This is a genomic window from Janthinobacterium kochi (assembly GCF_051380715.1).
Taxonomy (GTDB): domain Bacteria; phylum Pseudomonadota; class Gammaproteobacteria; order Burkholderiales; family Burkholderiaceae_D; genus Janthinobacterium.
This window is the reverse complement of record NZ_JBNYXO010000025.1, coordinates 1-15840: the sequence shown is the minus strand read 5'-3', so window position 1 is coordinate 15840 and position 15840 is coordinate 1. Positions and strand designations below refer to the sequence as shown.

Here is a 15840-nt window from a genome sequence, read left to right as displayed (position 1 = left end):
CAGCGACAATGAACCAGCCTGATGCACATCAAGCCGGCACTTCTGACCGGCGAGGCCCGACCCAACGGGTCCGGCCCCGGCAGTAAAGAACATTAAAACTTGTAGCCTGCCTTGGCGATGATCTGGCGCGGCGGGCCATAGAAACCGTCCAGGATGAAGACGGCGGGAATGTTGTAGCCATCCGTGCGGTAGCGCTTGTTGCCCAGGTTGCTGCCGTGCAGGCTGAAGGTCCAGTTCTTCGGCGCTTCCCACACGACGCCGGCCGTCCAGATGCTGTAGCCGCCTTGCGCCAGGGCTGGACTCAGGTCCGTGGTCGGATACACCTTGCTGCGGTAGCCGTAGCCGACCATGCTGCGCAAAGCGCCACCGAAGACGTCGCGGTCCGTGCGCGTCAGGTTCAAGCCCACTTGCCGGGCTGGCGTATTGCTGAACTTTTGCGTATCCGCAATATTCTTGCCGCCGCTCATGAACTCGTCATAGCTGGCGTTCAGCAGCGCGAGGAAGCCGTTGACTTCCCACTGGCGGTTCGGCCGCCACGAGAATTCGAATTCCGCGCCTTTCACCGTCGCCTTGCCCGCATTCGTGAAGTCGCCATAGAAGCCCGGCACGCCGCCCGGCTGCACATAGCTGGTGAAGACGGACAATTGGATATCCTTGTAGCGGTTGGTGAACAGGGCCACGTTGGCGTCAAACGTATCGTCGGGCGCCGCGTACTTCATGCCCACTTCCAGCGCGTCGAGTTTTTCATCCTTGTAGGGGCGCGCGGAATCGGGCACCACCAGGTTGTTGGCGCGCACGTTGTAGCCGCCCGACTTGAAACCGCGCGACAGGTTGCTGTAGAAATTCGTCGTCTTCGACGCTTCGTAGCGCACGGAGATTTTCGGCGAGGTATTGCTGACCGATAAGGACTTGTCGAAGTCGGCCGCCGTCTGGATGGGCCGCGTGAAGCCCACGTCGGCAAAAGCGCGGTTGAGCACGATGGCGCGCTTTTCCTCGCGTGTGTGGCGCAAGCCCGCATTGATGCTCCACACCTTGCCCAGCGGCCAGGTCCAGTCCGTGTACAGCGCCGTGCTGTCCGTCTCCACCGTGCTGACGGCCGCCGTGAACTGGCGTCCCAGGAAGTTGTTGTAGATGCCGCCGCCGGCCGTGCCTTCGAAGCGGTACAGGCCGATCACGCCGGCGCCGTAATCGCCGCTGTACGAGGCCTGCAATTCCAGGCTTTTCTGTTCGTCGCGCGAGTCGCCGAATACGTCGGCAATCGGTTGCGGCAAGCCGTCGAAGTCGATGGTTTGCTCGGACGTGCTGCGCCGCTTGGCGCCGATCACTTTTACGGACCACTCGTTCGACAGCGTGTAGTTGGCCACCAGCGAGCCGCCCCGGTTGTGCGTGAAGTTGTTGCCCGGCATGCCGCTCTGGATGTCATACGCATCCGTGCTGGCGGGACGCCTGAGCGGATCGAAGGCGCTCACGCCCATGCGCTGGAAGCCGCGCACGCCCGACTTGTCATCCGTGGCGTCCAGGCTCAGCACGACAGTCAAAGGTATGTCTTGCGGAAAATAGCCGACGGACAGGCGCGCGGCCGTGCTGTCCTGGTCGCTGACCTGTTCGCCATTGAAGGTGTTGCGGCCGAAACCGTCGCGGTCCAGCTTGGCGGCCGCCAGGCGCGCGCGCCAGGTGCCGTTCTCGTTGGCCAGGTTGAAGGCGGCCTTGAAGTTGCGCTGCTTGTAATTGCCGAGGCCCACTTCCGCCGAGGCGCCGTTTTCCTTCGCCAGGGGGCGCGAAATGTACTTGATGGCGCCGCCGATGGTGTTCTTGCCGTACAGGGTGCCTTGCGGGCCGCGCAGCACTTCGATGCGCTGCACGTCGAACACATCGAGCAACGCGCCTTGCGGCCTAGCCATGTAGACGTCGTCAAAATAGATGCCCACGCCCGGATCCACGCCCCAGACGGGGTCGGCCTGGCCCACGCCGCGAATGAAGGCCGTCAGTGTGGTATTCGTGCCGCGCGAAGCGTACACGGTCAGGTTCGGCACGCGCTCCTGCAAGTCGGCCAGGTTCTGGATATTCGCCCTTTCCAGGGCCTTGGCGGAAAACGCCGTGACGGCCAGCGGTACGTCCTGCAGGCGCTCGTCGCGGCGGCGGGCAGAGACCGTCACGGTTTCCATGCGTTCTTTCGCATCGCTGGCTTCCTGGGCGCTGACCGCGGTGGCAGGGCCGGTTTCCTGCGCCAGTGCCTGGGTGGTAAAGGCGCAGGCAACGGCGAGGGCGGCGGGCATCAATTTCAAAGCAAGTTTCATAGCGTCTCCAATGTCAGGCTTGCCTGCCACCAGGGAAGACGGCCGGTTTACAGATTCGCAAGACGTAACGGTACCGGCGCGCGCAATGCGAGCACCTGCCCTGCGATGACTGTTTCCCGGCCCCCGGCCCGTGCGGCGAGTGGCCTGTTTATTTTGAATGTGTGGCGAGGAAGGACTGCAACAAGGTATTCACACGCTGCGCCTGGTCCAAGGGCGTGGCATGGCGCGAGTTCGCGATAATCTCGATCTCGCACTGCTGAAACTGTGCGGCAAAGGCCCGCTTGCTGGCGACGGGCGTGTAATCCTGGTCGGCCGCCATGATGAAGACGGGCATGGCCAGGGCCTGAAAATGAAGTTCGATATCCCAGTGAAAAATGGCATCCAGCGCCGCCAGGTAGGCGCGCTTGTCCATGCCCGCCATCTGCGTGGCGAAGCGCTCGACCAACGCTTGCTGGGACGGATCGGGAAACAGTTTCTTGCCGATGATCTTGCCCATGGTTTTCAAGCCGAAGGTGGCGATCACCGTGCGGCGCAGCCAGTAGGCAAACAGCAAAGACGCCGGCTTGCTGCCCTGAAACGGCTGGGAATTGATCAGGCACAAACTGGCCACCCGGCCAGGGGCGCGGTTGGCCATTTCCAGGCCCACCATGCCGCCCAGGGAAAAGCCGACGATGTGCGCGCGCGGCACGTCGAGCTGGTCCATCAAGTTGAAAAGGTCATTGGCAAAGTCCCCGATCTGCCAGTCGCCGACTGGCGCGGGACTGCGGCCATGGCCGCGCAGGTCGGGCACGATCAGGCGATAGCTGGTGCCGAGGGCATCGATCTGCGGGCGCCAGTCTGCGGCGCAGGAACCGAGGCCGTGCAACAGAAACACGGGCTCGCCCTGCCCTGTCTCTGTGCCGGGATCGAGGTCGAGGTAGTGCAATGGAACATCGGATGTCGTGTGACGCCGCATTCTGTCTCCTTGCTGTTGAACATGCTTTGTGTTCAGGTGCAGGAATATGTTTTCCTGCTGTTGGAAAACATAATACGGAATCCGAATTCCGATTTCAAGTTAAATCGCTAAATATCTCAAGTCAGGTAATTTAAAGCAACACGCACCAGTTCATCTTCCAGCGCCGCGCCCGACAAAAAGGACAGCGAACCCGTCAGGGTGTGCTGGTTCAGAATGCCCAGCAGCACGGGCGGCACCACCATCATCGCCTGCGTGGGGTTCGGGTGGCGGATGCTGGCCGACTTGCTGGCCAGGACGGCGACCGTGCGTTGCGAGATCAAATGATTGATCTGGTGCACCCTGTCGCGAAATTGTGCATCCTGCGACGCGCGCGTGATCAGAGCCCGCAAGACGCCGCTGCGCCCGCCATTCACGGCCACGAACATGGCCACCAGCGCGCGGATGAAGTCTTCCAGGCTGCGCCCTTCCCACTGGCGCAGCTCCGTCAGGGTCTCGACCTTGTCCACCATGTCGGAAAAAAAGCGCTGCAGCAGCAAGCGGCTCAGGGTGTCCTTGTCGCCCAGCAAGCGGTAAAAGGTGCCGACCGAGGTTTCCGCCAGCCGGGCCAGGTCGGCCACGCCGATTTCATCGAAACGGTTTTCCGCCAGCAACTGTTCACCTACCTGCAACAGGCGCTCGAACGCCTGCTTGCTGCGCGCCTGGGTGGGTTCCGGAGGAACGATCATCTGCGGGAAGGGCATCGGGAAGGAAGGCATGCGGCGTCGGCGTCTCGAATAGTGGAACCTGAGTTCCGTTATGGGTGCGCGTATTGTAACGCGGGAGACGGCCGATAGGGAGCGCCGCGTGACGGCATCAAGTTCGCTGCCGGCCCTGCCACTCCATGTAGACGTCGGCGCGCTGGTAATGGGCGTCGCCGGCGGGCCGCGCCACGTGCGAAAAGCCGCTGCTTTCGTACAGGCGGATGGCCGGCGCCAGCTTGCTGTTCGACTCCAGGAACAACAGTTGCGCGCCGCTGGCCTCGAAGGCGTCGAAGGCCCGTTCGATCAGCCGGCGCGCGATGCCCAGGCCCTGGCACTCGGGTGTGACGGCCATCTTCGACAGCTCGATGCTGGCGTCGCCGGCGCGTATCAGGGCGCAGGTACCAACGATTTTTCCATCGAGGCGCGCCAGGAAAATCTGCCCGCCAGCGTCAAGTATCGAGCGTTGCGGATCGGACAGCACCTTGTCGTCCAGCGCTTCGACATAGAAATAGCGTTCCAGCCAGGCGATATTCAGGCGCTTGAAGTCGGCCGCATACGGCGCGGCGTAATCGATGATTTCCACGGCGGCCCGCTCGCGCTGGCGGCGGCAGGCGGCGATCGTTTCGCCAAAGCCTTGCGCCTGCAAGCGCGCTTCCGCGCGGTCGAGGCTGGCCATCAACTGCGGCGTACCGTGTTCGAATACCGTATCAACGGCCGCGCGCACGTCGTCCCACAGGGGAGCCATGGTGCGCAGCAAGGCTTGCCCGGCGTCGGACAGCGCCAGCAGCCGGCGCCGCTCATCCTTGGCGTCCGGCATCTCCACCACCACGCCAGCATCGAGCAGCTTGCGCCCCAGTTGCACCACCACCGGATGCGTCTGCCCGATCTGCGCGGCCAGGGCCGTAATCGCCGTGGGACCGTTGTCGCGCAGCAGCAATAGCAAGGGGAAACAACGCGACGTCAGCTCGACGCCGGCCGCCAGATAGCTGGTATCGACACCCGCATACAGTTGATCAGAAAGACGGCGCAGGCGGCTGGCCAGCATCAGGGAGCCGTAGGTTTGCAAGTTGGAGGACATGAGATCGGGATATATGTAAGTAGTTACGTATACCCTAACGTAAACCGGCTTTCCAGGTCAAGCACAGGCTTGCCTAGTCCTCATCATCGGCCAGCGCCGCTTGCAGCCTGGCGCGCAACACAGTCTGGACCACCTCCCCCAGCCCCGCCCACACCTGCGTCAGCCAGCGCTTGCCCTCCTCGCTCGGCGCCACATACGGCGCGTCGCGCATGGCGCAGTCCAGGCCGATGGCGATGACTTGTTCCGCATCTTCCAGGCCGCAGGCGATCATGGCATCGATGGGGAAAGCAATCAGCTCGGCGGTCAGATGCGGACGCAGCAGGCAGGCGGGCGCGATGATGGCGAACGACGCTTCCGCGTAACTCCAGCAATTGGTGGGCCAGTGCGCAGCTTTCACGTTATCCAGGAAGACTGCATCACTGAGCGTTTCAGGATGGGCTTGCGCCTGCGCATAAAAGGCGGCCAGGGCGACGAGTTGTGGCGGGGAAGTCCAGGTGGGCATCAAGCATGATCCAGAGGGTGCCGCTCCAGCTTGGCGGCAATCGCGGACTGTAGCATATTCAACCGGCACGCTGAAACACGGCAGGCCCGGGCATAATGCTGGCATCGCTCTCGCCCCTTTATCTGTTATGCCGACCGTCCTTGAACTCTGGAAAGCGCAACTGTTAAATGTCGGCGCCTGAGCGCATGGCCGCGCGCCGCGCGCTATCCACATCCATACTTGAGGAAGTCCATGTCGGTCTACGCCATCACCATCCCCTGCTTTGCACAGATGCTGCGCTCCCTGACGACGCTATTGACTAAAGGCGAGGAACGCGCCCAGGCACAGGGTTTTGAGGTACAAAACCTGCTCGACGCGCGGCTGGCACCCGACATGCACACGCTGGCGCGGCAGGTGGAATTCACGTGCACCCAGGCGCAGGAAGCCGTGTGCCGGCTGACGCGGCAAGCGCTGCCCCAGCTCGCCACGCCCGCCAACATGTCGCAAGCCAAGGCGCTGATCGAGGACACCCTGGCGATGCTCGCTGCGGCGGACCGCGCAGCAATCGACGCTGGCGCGCAACAGCAAGTATCGATCACCCTGGCCGGTGGCTTGAGCTTCGACATGACGGGCCTGGAATATGCGCTCAACTGGGCCACGCCGCAGTTCTATTTTCACCTGGTGACGGCCTACAACATCCTGCGCCATAACGGCGTGCCGCTCGGCAAGGCTGAATATGTGCAGCATATGTTTGCGTATGCGCGCCAGGCATAAAGACTTGTCAGTTTAAACAAGGAAACCCATGCTGTTATCACTAGAAGACCCCATCTGGCCCACCCTGGAAGGCGGCTACCGCATGCCCTACGACGTGGCCGAGGCGCTCAAGGCCATGCAGGCGGGCGAAGACGTCTGGCATGAACTGTGGGAAGAGCTGCACCACCAGGGCGACGTGGGCATCGCCTCGTATGCGGCCGTGCCCCAGCTCGTCCACATGCTGGGCGGCGCTGAATCGCGCGAGGAAGATTTCTATGCGCTCATCGCCTTGATCGAACTGGAGCGCCACCGCCCGCACAATCCGCCCCTGCCGGACTGGCTGGCCGGCAGCTACCAGGCAGCCTGGGCGCAGCTGCCCGCCATCGCCGCGCGCGACTTGCAGGGCCATGACCCCGTCATGCTGGAATCCGTGTTCGCCGTGCTGGCCCTCGCCAAGGGCAACTTGCGCTTAGGCGCCCTGCTGCTGCAGATGGATTCCTCCGAAGTGGATGAATGGCTGGAAGAGCGGCTGGGCTGGTCCGAGGTCTACGGCAAGGACGCTTGAGAGTCAGAAACGCTCGTCACGCAGCGCCGGCAGCACCAGTTCGCGCACGAACGAGGCATTCGATAGGCTCAGCAGCATGCGCACGACGGCAACGACGTCATGCACGGGAATCAGTTCGCCCTCGCCCCGCGCGGCAGCGTCCGCCACCGGCACGGACAAGCCATCGTAGGTATTCAGGTAGCCCAGTTGCAGCGCCGTCACGGCCAGTCCCTGCGCGCGGAAACCTTCGCGCAAGGCATCGGCGATGCCGTTCAAGGCGAATTTCGAGGCGCTGAACGTCACTTCCGGGCGGCCGCTCTGGCGCAGGCCGGACGTCGACCCCGTGAGTATCAGCTGCGGCTTGCTGCTGTTGAGTAAGCGCGGCACCAGGCGCTTGAGCAGCAATATCGTCGCCGTGATGTTGGTATTGACCATGTCGACGATGGCGTCGTCCGCATCGCCGAGAAAAGCGTAGTCATCGCTGAAGGCTTTCTCTTCCCACACGCCCAGGTTGTAGATCACCGCGTCCAGCACGGCGGGCGCTACACGCGCGATGCGTTCGACGGCCTCGGCCGGTGCGGCCAGGTCCGCCGCGATCCATTGCAGCTGTGCGCCCTGGCCGGCAGGCAAGTCGGCGGGTTGCTGGCGCGATACGCCGATGACGGTATGTCCGTCAGCGAGCAAACCGTCCACCAGCGCGCGTCCCAGGCCCCGGCTGGCGCCCACGATCATGATGTGCATTGTGTGTCCTTTCCAATGAAGTCAACGCTGATGATAGCGGCGTTGTATTAAGCACAGCTGAGGCTGATCCCCATACGCACCGCATTTACTCACGCGGTGGAAATGCGTATGCTAGGTCTGGCAATCTCCGATAACACACAAGAACGAGACACATGCCTACTTCCAATACCGCCGCAATCAACGCCGCAAGCCGTCCCCTCACCCAACAAGACTACAAGACCCTGTCGCTGTCCGCCCTCGGTGGCGCGCTGGAGTTCTACGATTTCATCATCTTCGTCTTCTTTGCCAACGCCATCGGCCAGCTCTTCTTCCCGCCGGAAATGCCGGAATGGCTGCGTTTGCTGCAAACCTTCGGCATCTTCGCCGCCGGCTACGTGGTGCGTCCGCTGGGCGGCATCGTCATGGCCCACTTCGGCGACTTGCTGGGCCGCAAGCGCATGTTCACCCTGTCCATCCTGATGATGGCCGTGCCGACCCTGCTGATCGGCCTGCTGCCGACCTACGCCACCATCGGTCTGGCCGCCCCGCTGCTGCTGCTCTTGATGCGCGTCTTCCAGGGCGCGGCCGTGGGCGGCGAAGTGCCGGGCGCCTGGGTGTTTGTGTCCGAACACGTGCCGAGCCGTTTCACGGGCTTTGCCTGCGGCGTGCTGACAGCCGGCCTGACGGTCGGCATTCTGCTCGGCTCGCTGGTCGCAACGGGCCTCAACACCGTCTACACGCCGGCAGAAATCACCGATGGCGCCTGGCGCTATCCGTTCTTGCTGGGCGGCCTCTTCGGCTTTGGTGCCATGTATTTGCGCCGCTGGCTGCATGAAACCCCCGTCTTTGCGGAAATGCAGCAACGCAAGGCGCTGGCGACGGAAATGCCCCTGAAATCCGTGCTGCGCAGCCACCGCGGCGCCGTCGCCGTGTCGATGTTGCTGACCTGGATGCTGTCGGCCGGCATCGTCGTCGTCATTTTGATGACGCCTGCCCTGCTGCAAAAGATCCACCACATCGCGCCGCGCACCACCCTGGTGGCCAATACCGTGGCCACCCTGTGCCTGGCCTTCGGCTGCATCATCGCCGGCATGCTGGCCGACCGCCTGGGCGGCAAGCGCGTGATCTTCGTCGGCTCGGTGCTGCTGGCCATCAGTACGTATCTCTTCTACACTACCATCGGCAGCCGGCCCGACCTGCTGCTGCCCCTGTACGCCATGACGGGCCTGTTCGTCGGCGTCGTCGGCGCCGTGCCCTATGTACTGGTGCAGGCGTTTCCGGCCCAGGTGCGCTTCTCGGGACTGTCGTTTTCCTACAACTTGTCGTACGCGATTTTCGGCGGCCTGACGCCCGTGGTCGTGACCCTGATGCTGAAGAACAACGTGCTGGGCCCCGCCTATTATGTGATCGGCGTGTGCGTAATCGGCATGCTGACGGCGCTGTTCATCAAGGACCAGCGGCAGACCGTGGGACGCTAGATTCGCGCCCCTGCGGCAATCACTGCAGCACTATTTCCCCAGGCAGGCGCCCAGTGCGCCTGCCATTCCGCCCAGGCTACCAACATGCATGCCCACCATCGCGCACTCATCATCATCGACATGCAACAAGGCATGGCCAGCCCCGCTGCCGGAAGCCGCAACAATCCCGGCGCGGAACACCAGATTGCCACCTTGCTGCAAGCTTGGCGCGCAGCGGACGCCACCGTCGTACATGTGCGCCACATTTCCAGAACGCCAGGCTCGCCCTTCTGGCCCGGCCAGCCCGGCGTAGAATTTCAGGCAGCGCTGGCGCCTTTGCCGGAAGAGCATGTCGTGGAGAAAAATGTGCCGGATGCCTTCATCCACTCGGGATTGGAACGCTGGTTGCGCGCACGCAGCATCAGCAAGCTGGTCATCGTGGGCGTCAGCACCAATAATTCCGTAGAGTCAAGCGCGCGCACGGCGGGCAATCTGGGCTTTGCCACGCAAGTCGTCGCCGATGCATGCTTTGCGTTTGCTCAAGTCGATTACGCGGGCACGCCAAGAACGGCGGACGAGGTGCATGCGATGGCGCTGGCCAATTTGCATGGCGAGTATGCGCAAGTGGTGGCAACGGCGGACGTGATCGACGCACTGTCCCGCCCTTGTGCTGCGCCGGCGCCCCACCTTGTCCGCTCAGCTGTCGCCGGCATACGACAACTGCGCTGAAAAAAACATTCCCGCAGGGTCCTCGACACATTGCCAGCAGGCATACAAGCCAGCGCCACGATATGTCGCGCCGCACCACATTCTGAAAAGGCGTTTCACATCAGCAGCTGCCCCGGCAAGCTATCAAGAAAATAGCAATAGGAAGTCTTCAAAGGAGTTTGAAATCTTTCGCCAGTAATCATCGTCCCATACGATGACAGATGGCGCGCTTCGGGCGCCCCTGAAATCGAAGCAGAATTGACTCCCGTCGCCGGCCATGCCGAAACAAATGATTTCTGTAAAATCAACGATGTCCGGTATGGCTCCCTGGCCAGCACTGACATTTCCAGGCTCTCCATAGCAGCCATCGCCTACGAAACATGCCCCAAGCTTCGCTGTCTGGACAGTCAATTCGACGACATCCGTATAGATTTGAGCCAGTTCCGTCTGCAAGACGCCACCGAAAGAATCGAGCTCTTCTTTCAGTCTCAAATTGCAAAATCCTTCCGCATCTAGATACCTTGCTGCAAATGCAACATACTCGACGGGTAAATCCATACCGTTCATCTGCATCGCTGGCTTTACCTTTCACAATCGGATCATGATATTAAAACAAAATTGCCTCTGCGCCACCTTCGGGTGGCTTTTTTTCGCCCCGATTTGTCGCGCTGCACCAAATTCTGAAAAGGCGTTTCACATCGCGGAATATGAACCACCAGACTCAGCCATAAATTCTCTCACTTTTTGAAAATTCATTTCACATCATGAAAAAGAATAATTAACCCATTGAAAAACAAAGACTTAATTTAAGTTATATGTCTTATATAAGACTTGAACATCGACGCGAATCGGCCTACTATTTAGTCATGCAGTTTGCTTCGACAAGACGTTGTGGCGCACTCGGCGATTTTCTCAAACATAGCTTTTCTTTTTAGGAGATTCACATGTCCCAATATCAAGACGACATCAAGGCTGTTGCTGGTTTGAAAGAGCAACAAGGCAGCGCCTGGAACGCCATCAATCCCGAGTCCGCCGCCCGCATGCGCGCCCAGAACAAGTTCAAGACCGGCCTGGACATCGCCCGCTACACGGCCAAGATCATGCGCAACGACATGGCCGCCTACGATGCGGACCCATCCAAGTACACCCAGTCGCTCGGTTGCTGGCACGGTTTCATCGGTCAACAGAAGATGATTTCGATCAAGAAGCACTTCAACAGCACCGACCGCCGCTACCTCTACCTGTCGGGCTGGATGGTGGCCGCCCTGCGCTCCGAGTTCGGCCCGCTGCCAGACCAGTCGATGCATGAAAAAACCGCCGTCTCGGCCTTGATCAAGGAGCTCTACACCTTCCTGCGCCAGGCCGATGCCCGCGAACTGGGCGGCCTGTTCCGCCAGCTGGACGCGGCCCAAGGTGCTGAAAAGCAAGCCATCCAGGCCAAGATCGACGGCCACATCACCCACGTCGTGCCCATCATCGCCGACATCGACGCCGGTTTCGGCAATGCCGAAGCGACCTATTTGCTGGCGAAACAGTTCATCGAAGCGGGCGCCTGCTGCATCCAGATCGAAAACCAGGTGTCCGACGAGAAACAATGCGGCCACCAGGACGGTAAAGTCACGGTGCCGCACGAAGACTTCCTGGCCAAGATCCGCGCCATTCGCTACGCCTTCCTGGAACTGGGCGTGGACGACGGCATCATCGTCGCCCGCACCGATTCGCTGGGCGCCGGCCTGACCAAGCAGATCGCCGTCACCAATGAACCAGGCGACCTGGGCGACCAATACAACTCCTTCCTCGACTGCGAAGAAGTGTCGGCCGATGCGCTGGGCAATGGCGACGTCATCATCAAGCGCGAAGGCAAGCTGCTGCGTCCAAAACGCCTGCCGAGCAACCTGTTCCAGTTCCGCGCCGGTACCGGCGAAGAGCGTTGCGTGCTCGACTGCATCACCTCGCTGCAAAACGGCGCCGACCTGCTGTGGATCGAAACGGAAAAACCGCATATCGCGCAAATCGGCGGCATGGTCAGCGAAATCCGCAAGGTCATCCCGAACGCCAAGCTGGTGTACAACAACAGCCCATCGTTCAACTGGACCCTGAACTTCCGCCAGCAGGTGTATGACATCATGAAGGCTGACGGCAAGGACGTGTCCGCCTACGAACGCGCCCAGCTGATGAGCGTGGAATACGACCAGACGGAATTGGCGATCACGGCCGACGAGAAAATCCGCACCTTCCAGGCCGACTCGGCCCGCGAAGCCGGCATCTTCCATCACCTGATCACCCTGCCGACCTACCACACGGCCGCCTTGTCGACCGACAACCTGGCCAAGGAATACTTCGGCGACCAGGGCATGCTGGGCTACGTGGCCGGCGTGCAGCGCAAGGAAATCCGCCAGGGCATCGCCTGCGTGAAACATCAAAACATGTCCGGCTCGGACATCGGCGACGATCACAAGGATTACTTCAGCGGCGAAGCGGCGCTGAAGGCAGCTGGTAAAGACAACACCATGAACCAGTTCTAAGTTTTTGGTTTGGCTGTAGAGTAAAAAACCCGCTTCGGCGGGTTTTTTTGCGTCTGCGCTGCGGGCGGGCGGCGGCAACCTAGTGATGGGCTGCCTGTCGAAGGGGCCGGCCATCAAGATGGCCTGTAAAGACAGGGAATCGCTGTTTTTCTTTCGCAATCGACTGCTTGCCGGGCCGCGAAAATACGCCGAGACAGTGATGGCCCTGACAGCCATCGCTCACTGTGCGCTTGCTACTTGCAAAAGCTCAACAATGCAATGTTAACGTGCCTTGCGAATATAATATTCTCGCACAATGCCCTCATTATCTTTCTGCTTGTTGACAATCAGCCAGCCTGCACCTTTCAGGTCTGTCAAATTGATCTTGCCGCCAAATTGACAGTCAATGTCGACTGAGTCTGGATCCAATTTAACCATGTAGGTACCAAACTCCAGTCGCTTGCAGGAATCCTCTGAGCCACGCTTTGCCGATGACATCTCCGCCAACAATTTTGCTTTCCGCTCAGTCTCTTTTTCAGACGACATTCGGAATTTCTCTGCCGCAACCCGGTCAGCCTGTTCTTTCTCCTTCTGCTGCGCCAAAATCGCCTCTTCGAATTTGGCAACTTGCTGCTTTCCATCCTCTTCAGTCAGGAAGGTTACCTCATAGCTGGACAAATCGTCCTGGCCAAGTCGCAGGTAATCATTCTTATTTTTACCTGGGTAGGTAGTCCCGTTAAACTGAGTAATGGCGCGCCAATAATCACTGGATTCATGCTCTTTCAATGGGTAGCGGCCCTGATAACTTTTATCGATGAACTGGGTGTTATCGACCAGCGTGGTAAGCAATTTACCTATACCACGCATATTTCCCGATTGCTGATAATGGAAAGAGCGAACCTGCTTCCATTCCACTGTTTTATCTTTCCCCAGCATGGCCGATGTGTGCGTAAATTTTATATCCAGTGCAGCAAGATCAAACACATCCTGCGTCCGCTGGCCGCCCAAGGTAACGCTTTCTACCAGCATAAGCTTGGGGGATTTATTGTCAGAAAAATAGCTTATGTAAAGTCGGCTATTCTTTTGCCGTTCCAGATCATTGAGCGCGGCGGTGACTTCAGCATCGACAGCTGGCAACTCAGACTTCGCCTTCATGAACTCCTTGATGATGACAGAACCCGCGGCCGGATTACTCTTGAGACAAGCAACTGCTTCCATCAATTCGCTCTTGGTGCTCTTGCCCTGATAACAAGCTGTAGCCGATGCTTGCGTCCAAGAAAGGTTCTGTCCCATGGAAAACACAGGCACGAATAACAGAGCGATTACTATTTTTTTCAATTGTTCCACCTTAGGCATTGGGAAATATTATTTATACGGCATTTTATGCTATCAATATATTATAAAATTTTCCTATAGGCAATAAAATTGGCGCATAAGCTGCCGGGAATACAGATTTCGCCCCTCCCGTAGCCAGAAAAATAGTTACTACCGCTGATCCCGCAACAATGACTGATTACGCGAGGTCAGTTTATTCAATGGGCTTTTTTACGCCTGTCGGCTGGCGTCGGCGAACACTGCTGAAAAGTGGCGCGCCCGGCTCTATCGTCGCAATAATGCCATGTCCGGCAGGCTATTATCAGCTGTGCTAATCTTGGCCTTCGGATAGCTGCGACACACGAACACCGTGCGTGGAACGGCCGCGCATCGTGTGGCGGGCTACCATCATTACTTTCCCATGGAGGTGCGTAGTGCCTGATGTCACAGCCTTGCTGATGTTTGGACTCGTGGCCCTGGGCATGGCGTTGACGCCCGGCCCCAACATGATCTACCTGATTTCCCGCTCCATCAGCCAGGGCCGCCGCGCCGGCTTCATCTCGCTCGGCGGCGTGGCCGTCGGTTTCCTGTTCTACATGCTGTGCGCCGCCTTCGGCATTACCGCCTTTGTCTTTGCCGTGCCTTACGCCTACGATGCGCTGCGCTTCGGCGGCGCCGCCTATTTGCTGTACCTGGCCTGGCAAGCCGTCAAGCCGGGCGGACGCTCGGCGTTTGCCGTGCGCGACTTACCTGTCGATGGGCCGCGCAAACTGTTTCTCATGGGCTTGATCACGAATCTGGCCAATCCCAAGATTGCCGTCATGTATTTGTCGCTGCTGCCGCAGTTCATTACGCCGGGGCATGGGAGTATTTTGGTGCAATCGGTGGCGCTCGGTGGCGTGCAGATCATCGTCAGCGTCGCCGTCAATTCGGTGATTGCGGTGATGGCGGGGGCGATTGCGGGGTTCCTGGCGAGCCGGCCGGGTTGGGTAATGCTGCAACGCTGGATGATGGGGGGCGTGTTGACGGGGTTGGCGGTGAAGATGGCGACTGAGGGCAGAAAATAGATGGGCGGATGGTGAGTTTGTGCTTTCTGCGCTGCTTGCGAGAAAGCCTGCAGGTTCGCCAAGCGATATCGCAGATGCCAAAAATGCCTTAACGGCAATCGATATCGATCTCGTTCTGCCCGGCCTTGCTGCCTTTTCAGTAGGTGAATTCGCAAAGGCTGACACTGTCGTCCATTCTCTTCGACAGTGTTACCTCGCCATGCGCACCGTAACTGCATTGCAGCCATTTACCGTCCGGATAGCGGCCTTCCAGTCGGTAGGTGAGCGTGGTGTACCCTTTCTTCTTGCGCTCCCCGCTGGGTACGAGCTGTCCCCTGCGCTCCGGTGCGCCATCGATCGGTGCTGCGGCACTCAGGTAGAGCGGGCTGCCGATATACGGAGTCCAGCCAGCCGGCACGGCATTCAGACTAATCGATGTTGCAGGCACGCTCTCCGGGCAAGCGAGCGAGGCGGTCATGGCTGCCTGCGCGAGCACCGGGAAAATGCAGCACGCGGCGCCGGTCAACAAACGTTTAGCTTGCATGGATGCTCCTCTATTCGATGACGAAAAAAGCATCGGCATTGTTGCTGGAGTCGATATACAAGCCATTCTTGTACTGGCCTTTGGAACGCAAGGTGCGCGAAGTCACGATGCCAAGGCGCTTGCCCGACCACTGATCCATGACAGTAATCCCGTCCAGCGTCTGCCTCAAATACAGGGCTGCGTGATTGCCTTGTTGATGATTCGCATACTTCCCGTTGATAAACGTGGCAATGGCCGTGCCTTTGCGCAGCAAGCGATTTCCCAGCACGGCTTCCCCCTGCTTCCAGGCCAACGTGGCCGGCGCGCCCGCGTAGTGGCGGACCAGCGCGATGCATTGATGATTGCCGACCATGGTGGTTTTTTCCAGGTCGGTGACTTTGGTGTAGGTGTAGGACACGGGACTCACCGGGGGTGGTGGGAGAGGCTTACGATATATTGGGGAAACTATGGGGGGATTGAGAAAGGACAAGGTTTGCGGGAGCTTGAGTATTCGTGGAGAGTAGCCGGGATGTTTCGCCGACGGGCCGAATGTCCCTCAAAAAGGGAGAGGGGGATTCGAATCATGGCTGGTAGGCCACATGGTTAGATGTTTAGATATGGGTGATCATATTCCAACTCGCAGCCTGCCATTTTTCAGGGCCAGGTTGCTTTTGAGTACACTGTTGAATCCTGTCACCCAACTACCAGCGCCATGAGCCA

At 59.7% G+C, this 15840-nt stretch carries 16 protein-coding genes; 6 read left to right on the top strand and 10 right to left on the bottom strand.

Annotation, left to right across the window (positions count from 1 at the left end; genetic code table 11):
* Nucleotides 1–92: 92 nt before the first annotated feature.
* The 5 genes from ACQ4WL_RS27250 to ACQ4WL_RS27230 all read right to left on the bottom strand — a co-directional run bounded on the left by ACQ4WL_RS27250 (nucleotide 93) and on the right by ACQ4WL_RS27230 (nucleotide 5572).
* A complete protein-coding gene (locus ACQ4WL_RS27250; protein WP_436512797.1) occupies nucleotides 93–2297 on the bottom strand; it encodes a TonB-dependent receptor in 2205 nt (734 codons plus the stop codon).
* 148 nt (nucleotides 2298–2445) lie between these two features.
* Entirely contained in the window at nucleotides 2446–3252 is an 807-nt protein-coding gene (locus ACQ4WL_RS27245; RefSeq protein ID WP_436512795.1) for an alpha/beta fold hydrolase, read from the bottom strand.
* Nucleotides 3253–3368: 116 nt separating this feature from the next.
* Nucleotides 3369–4007 (bottom strand): TetR/AcrR family transcriptional regulator, encoded by a 639-nt coding sequence (locus ACQ4WL_RS27240; protein WP_436512793.1) that lies wholly within the window; start codon nucleotides 4005–4007, stop codon nucleotides 3369–3371.
* A 97-nt stretch (nucleotides 4008–4104) separates the two neighbouring features.
* The gene (locus ACQ4WL_RS27235) at nucleotides 4105–5070 is read right to left on the bottom strand and encodes a bifunctional helix-turn-helix transcriptional regulator/GNAT family N-acetyltransferase (RefSeq protein WP_436512791.1); all 966 of its coding nucleotides are present in this window, start codon (nucleotides 5068–5070) and stop codon (nucleotides 4105–4107) included.
* 73 nt (nucleotides 5071–5143) lie between these two features.
* A complete protein-coding gene (locus ACQ4WL_RS27230) occupies nucleotides 5144–5572 on the bottom strand; it encodes a hypothetical protein (RefSeq protein ID WP_436512789.1) in 429 nt (142 codons plus the stop codon).
* A gap of 231 nt (nucleotides 5573–5803) precedes the next feature.
* On the opposite strand from ACQ4WL_RS27230, the gene ACQ4WL_RS27225 reads away from it, so the two are divergent.
* Nucleotides 5804–6325: a DUF1993 domain-containing protein gene (locus ACQ4WL_RS27225; protein WP_436512787.1), complete on the top strand. Its 522-nt coding sequence runs from the start codon at nucleotides 5804–5806 to the stop codon at nucleotides 6323–6325.
* Between the two features lie 28 nt (nucleotides 6326–6353).
* Nucleotides 6354–6869 (top strand): hypothetical protein, encoded by a 516-nt coding sequence (locus ACQ4WL_RS27220; RefSeq protein ID WP_436512785.1) that lies wholly within the window; start codon nucleotides 6354–6356, stop codon nucleotides 6867–6869.
* Between the two features lie 3 nt (nucleotides 6870–6872).
* Here the strand turns inward: ACQ4WL_RS27220 and ACQ4WL_RS27215 are convergent, their stop codons facing one another.
* A complete protein-coding gene (locus ACQ4WL_RS27215) occupies nucleotides 6873–7589 on the bottom strand; it encodes an SDR family oxidoreductase (protein WP_436512784.1) in 717 nt (238 codons plus the stop codon).
* Between the two features lie 152 nt (nucleotides 7590–7741).
* Between ACQ4WL_RS27215 and ACQ4WL_RS27210 the strand changes: the two genes are divergently transcribed.
* Complete coding sequence (locus ACQ4WL_RS27210) at nucleotides 7742–9046, top strand: MFS transporter (RefSeq protein ID WP_436512782.1); 1305 nt, start codon at nucleotides 7742–7744, stop codon at nucleotides 9044–9046.
* Nucleotides 9047–9130: 84 nt separating this feature from the next.
* The gene (locus ACQ4WL_RS27205) at nucleotides 9131–9754 is read left to right on the top strand and encodes a cysteine hydrolase family protein (RefSeq protein WP_436512781.1); all 624 of its coding nucleotides are present in this window, start codon (nucleotides 9131–9133) and stop codon (nucleotides 9752–9754) included.
* A gap of 123 nt (nucleotides 9755–9877) precedes the next feature.
* Here ACQ4WL_RS27205 and ACQ4WL_RS27200 read toward each other — a convergent pair whose 3' ends face one another.
* Nucleotides 9878–10291, bottom strand: coding sequence for an SMI1/KNR4 family protein (locus ACQ4WL_RS27200; RefSeq protein ID WP_436512779.1), 414 nt, complete (start codon nucleotides 10289–10291; stop codon nucleotides 9878–9880).
* Between the two features lie 386 nt (nucleotides 10292–10677).
* On the opposite strand from ACQ4WL_RS27200, the gene ACQ4WL_RS27195 reads away from it, so the two are divergent.
* A complete protein-coding gene (locus tag ACQ4WL_RS27195) occupies nucleotides 10678–12258 on the top strand; it encodes an isocitrate lyase (RefSeq protein WP_426054553.1) in 1581 nt (526 codons plus the stop codon).
* Between the two features lie 261 nt (nucleotides 12259–12519).
* Here ACQ4WL_RS27195 and ACQ4WL_RS27190 read toward each other — a convergent pair whose 3' ends face one another.
* Nucleotides 12520–13584 (bottom strand): hypothetical protein, encoded by a 1065-nt coding sequence (locus ACQ4WL_RS27190; RefSeq protein ID WP_436512777.1) that lies wholly within the window; start codon nucleotides 13582–13584, stop codon nucleotides 12520–12522.
* A gap of 401 nt (nucleotides 13585–13985) precedes the next feature.
* On the opposite strand from ACQ4WL_RS27190, the gene ACQ4WL_RS27185 reads away from it, so the two are divergent.
* A complete protein-coding gene (locus ACQ4WL_RS27185) occupies nucleotides 13986–14618 on the top strand; it encodes a LysE family translocator (RefSeq protein ID WP_436512775.1) in 633 nt (210 codons plus the stop codon).
* A gap of 136 nt (nucleotides 14619–14754) precedes the next feature.
* On the opposite strand, the gene ACQ4WL_RS27180 is transcribed toward ACQ4WL_RS27185, so the two are convergent.
* Both ACQ4WL_RS27180 and ACQ4WL_RS27175 read right to left on the bottom strand, forming a co-directional pair.
* The gene (locus ACQ4WL_RS27180) at nucleotides 14755–15141 is read right to left on the bottom strand and encodes an STY0301 family protein (protein WP_436512773.1); all 387 of its coding nucleotides are present in this window, start codon (nucleotides 15139–15141) and stop codon (nucleotides 14755–14757) included.
* A gap of 10 nt (nucleotides 15142–15151) precedes the next feature.
* Entirely contained in the window at nucleotides 15152–15538 is a 387-nt protein-coding gene (locus ACQ4WL_RS27175) for a BPSL0067 family protein (RefSeq protein WP_436512771.1), read from the bottom strand.
* Nucleotides 15539–15840 lie beyond the last annotated feature (302 nt).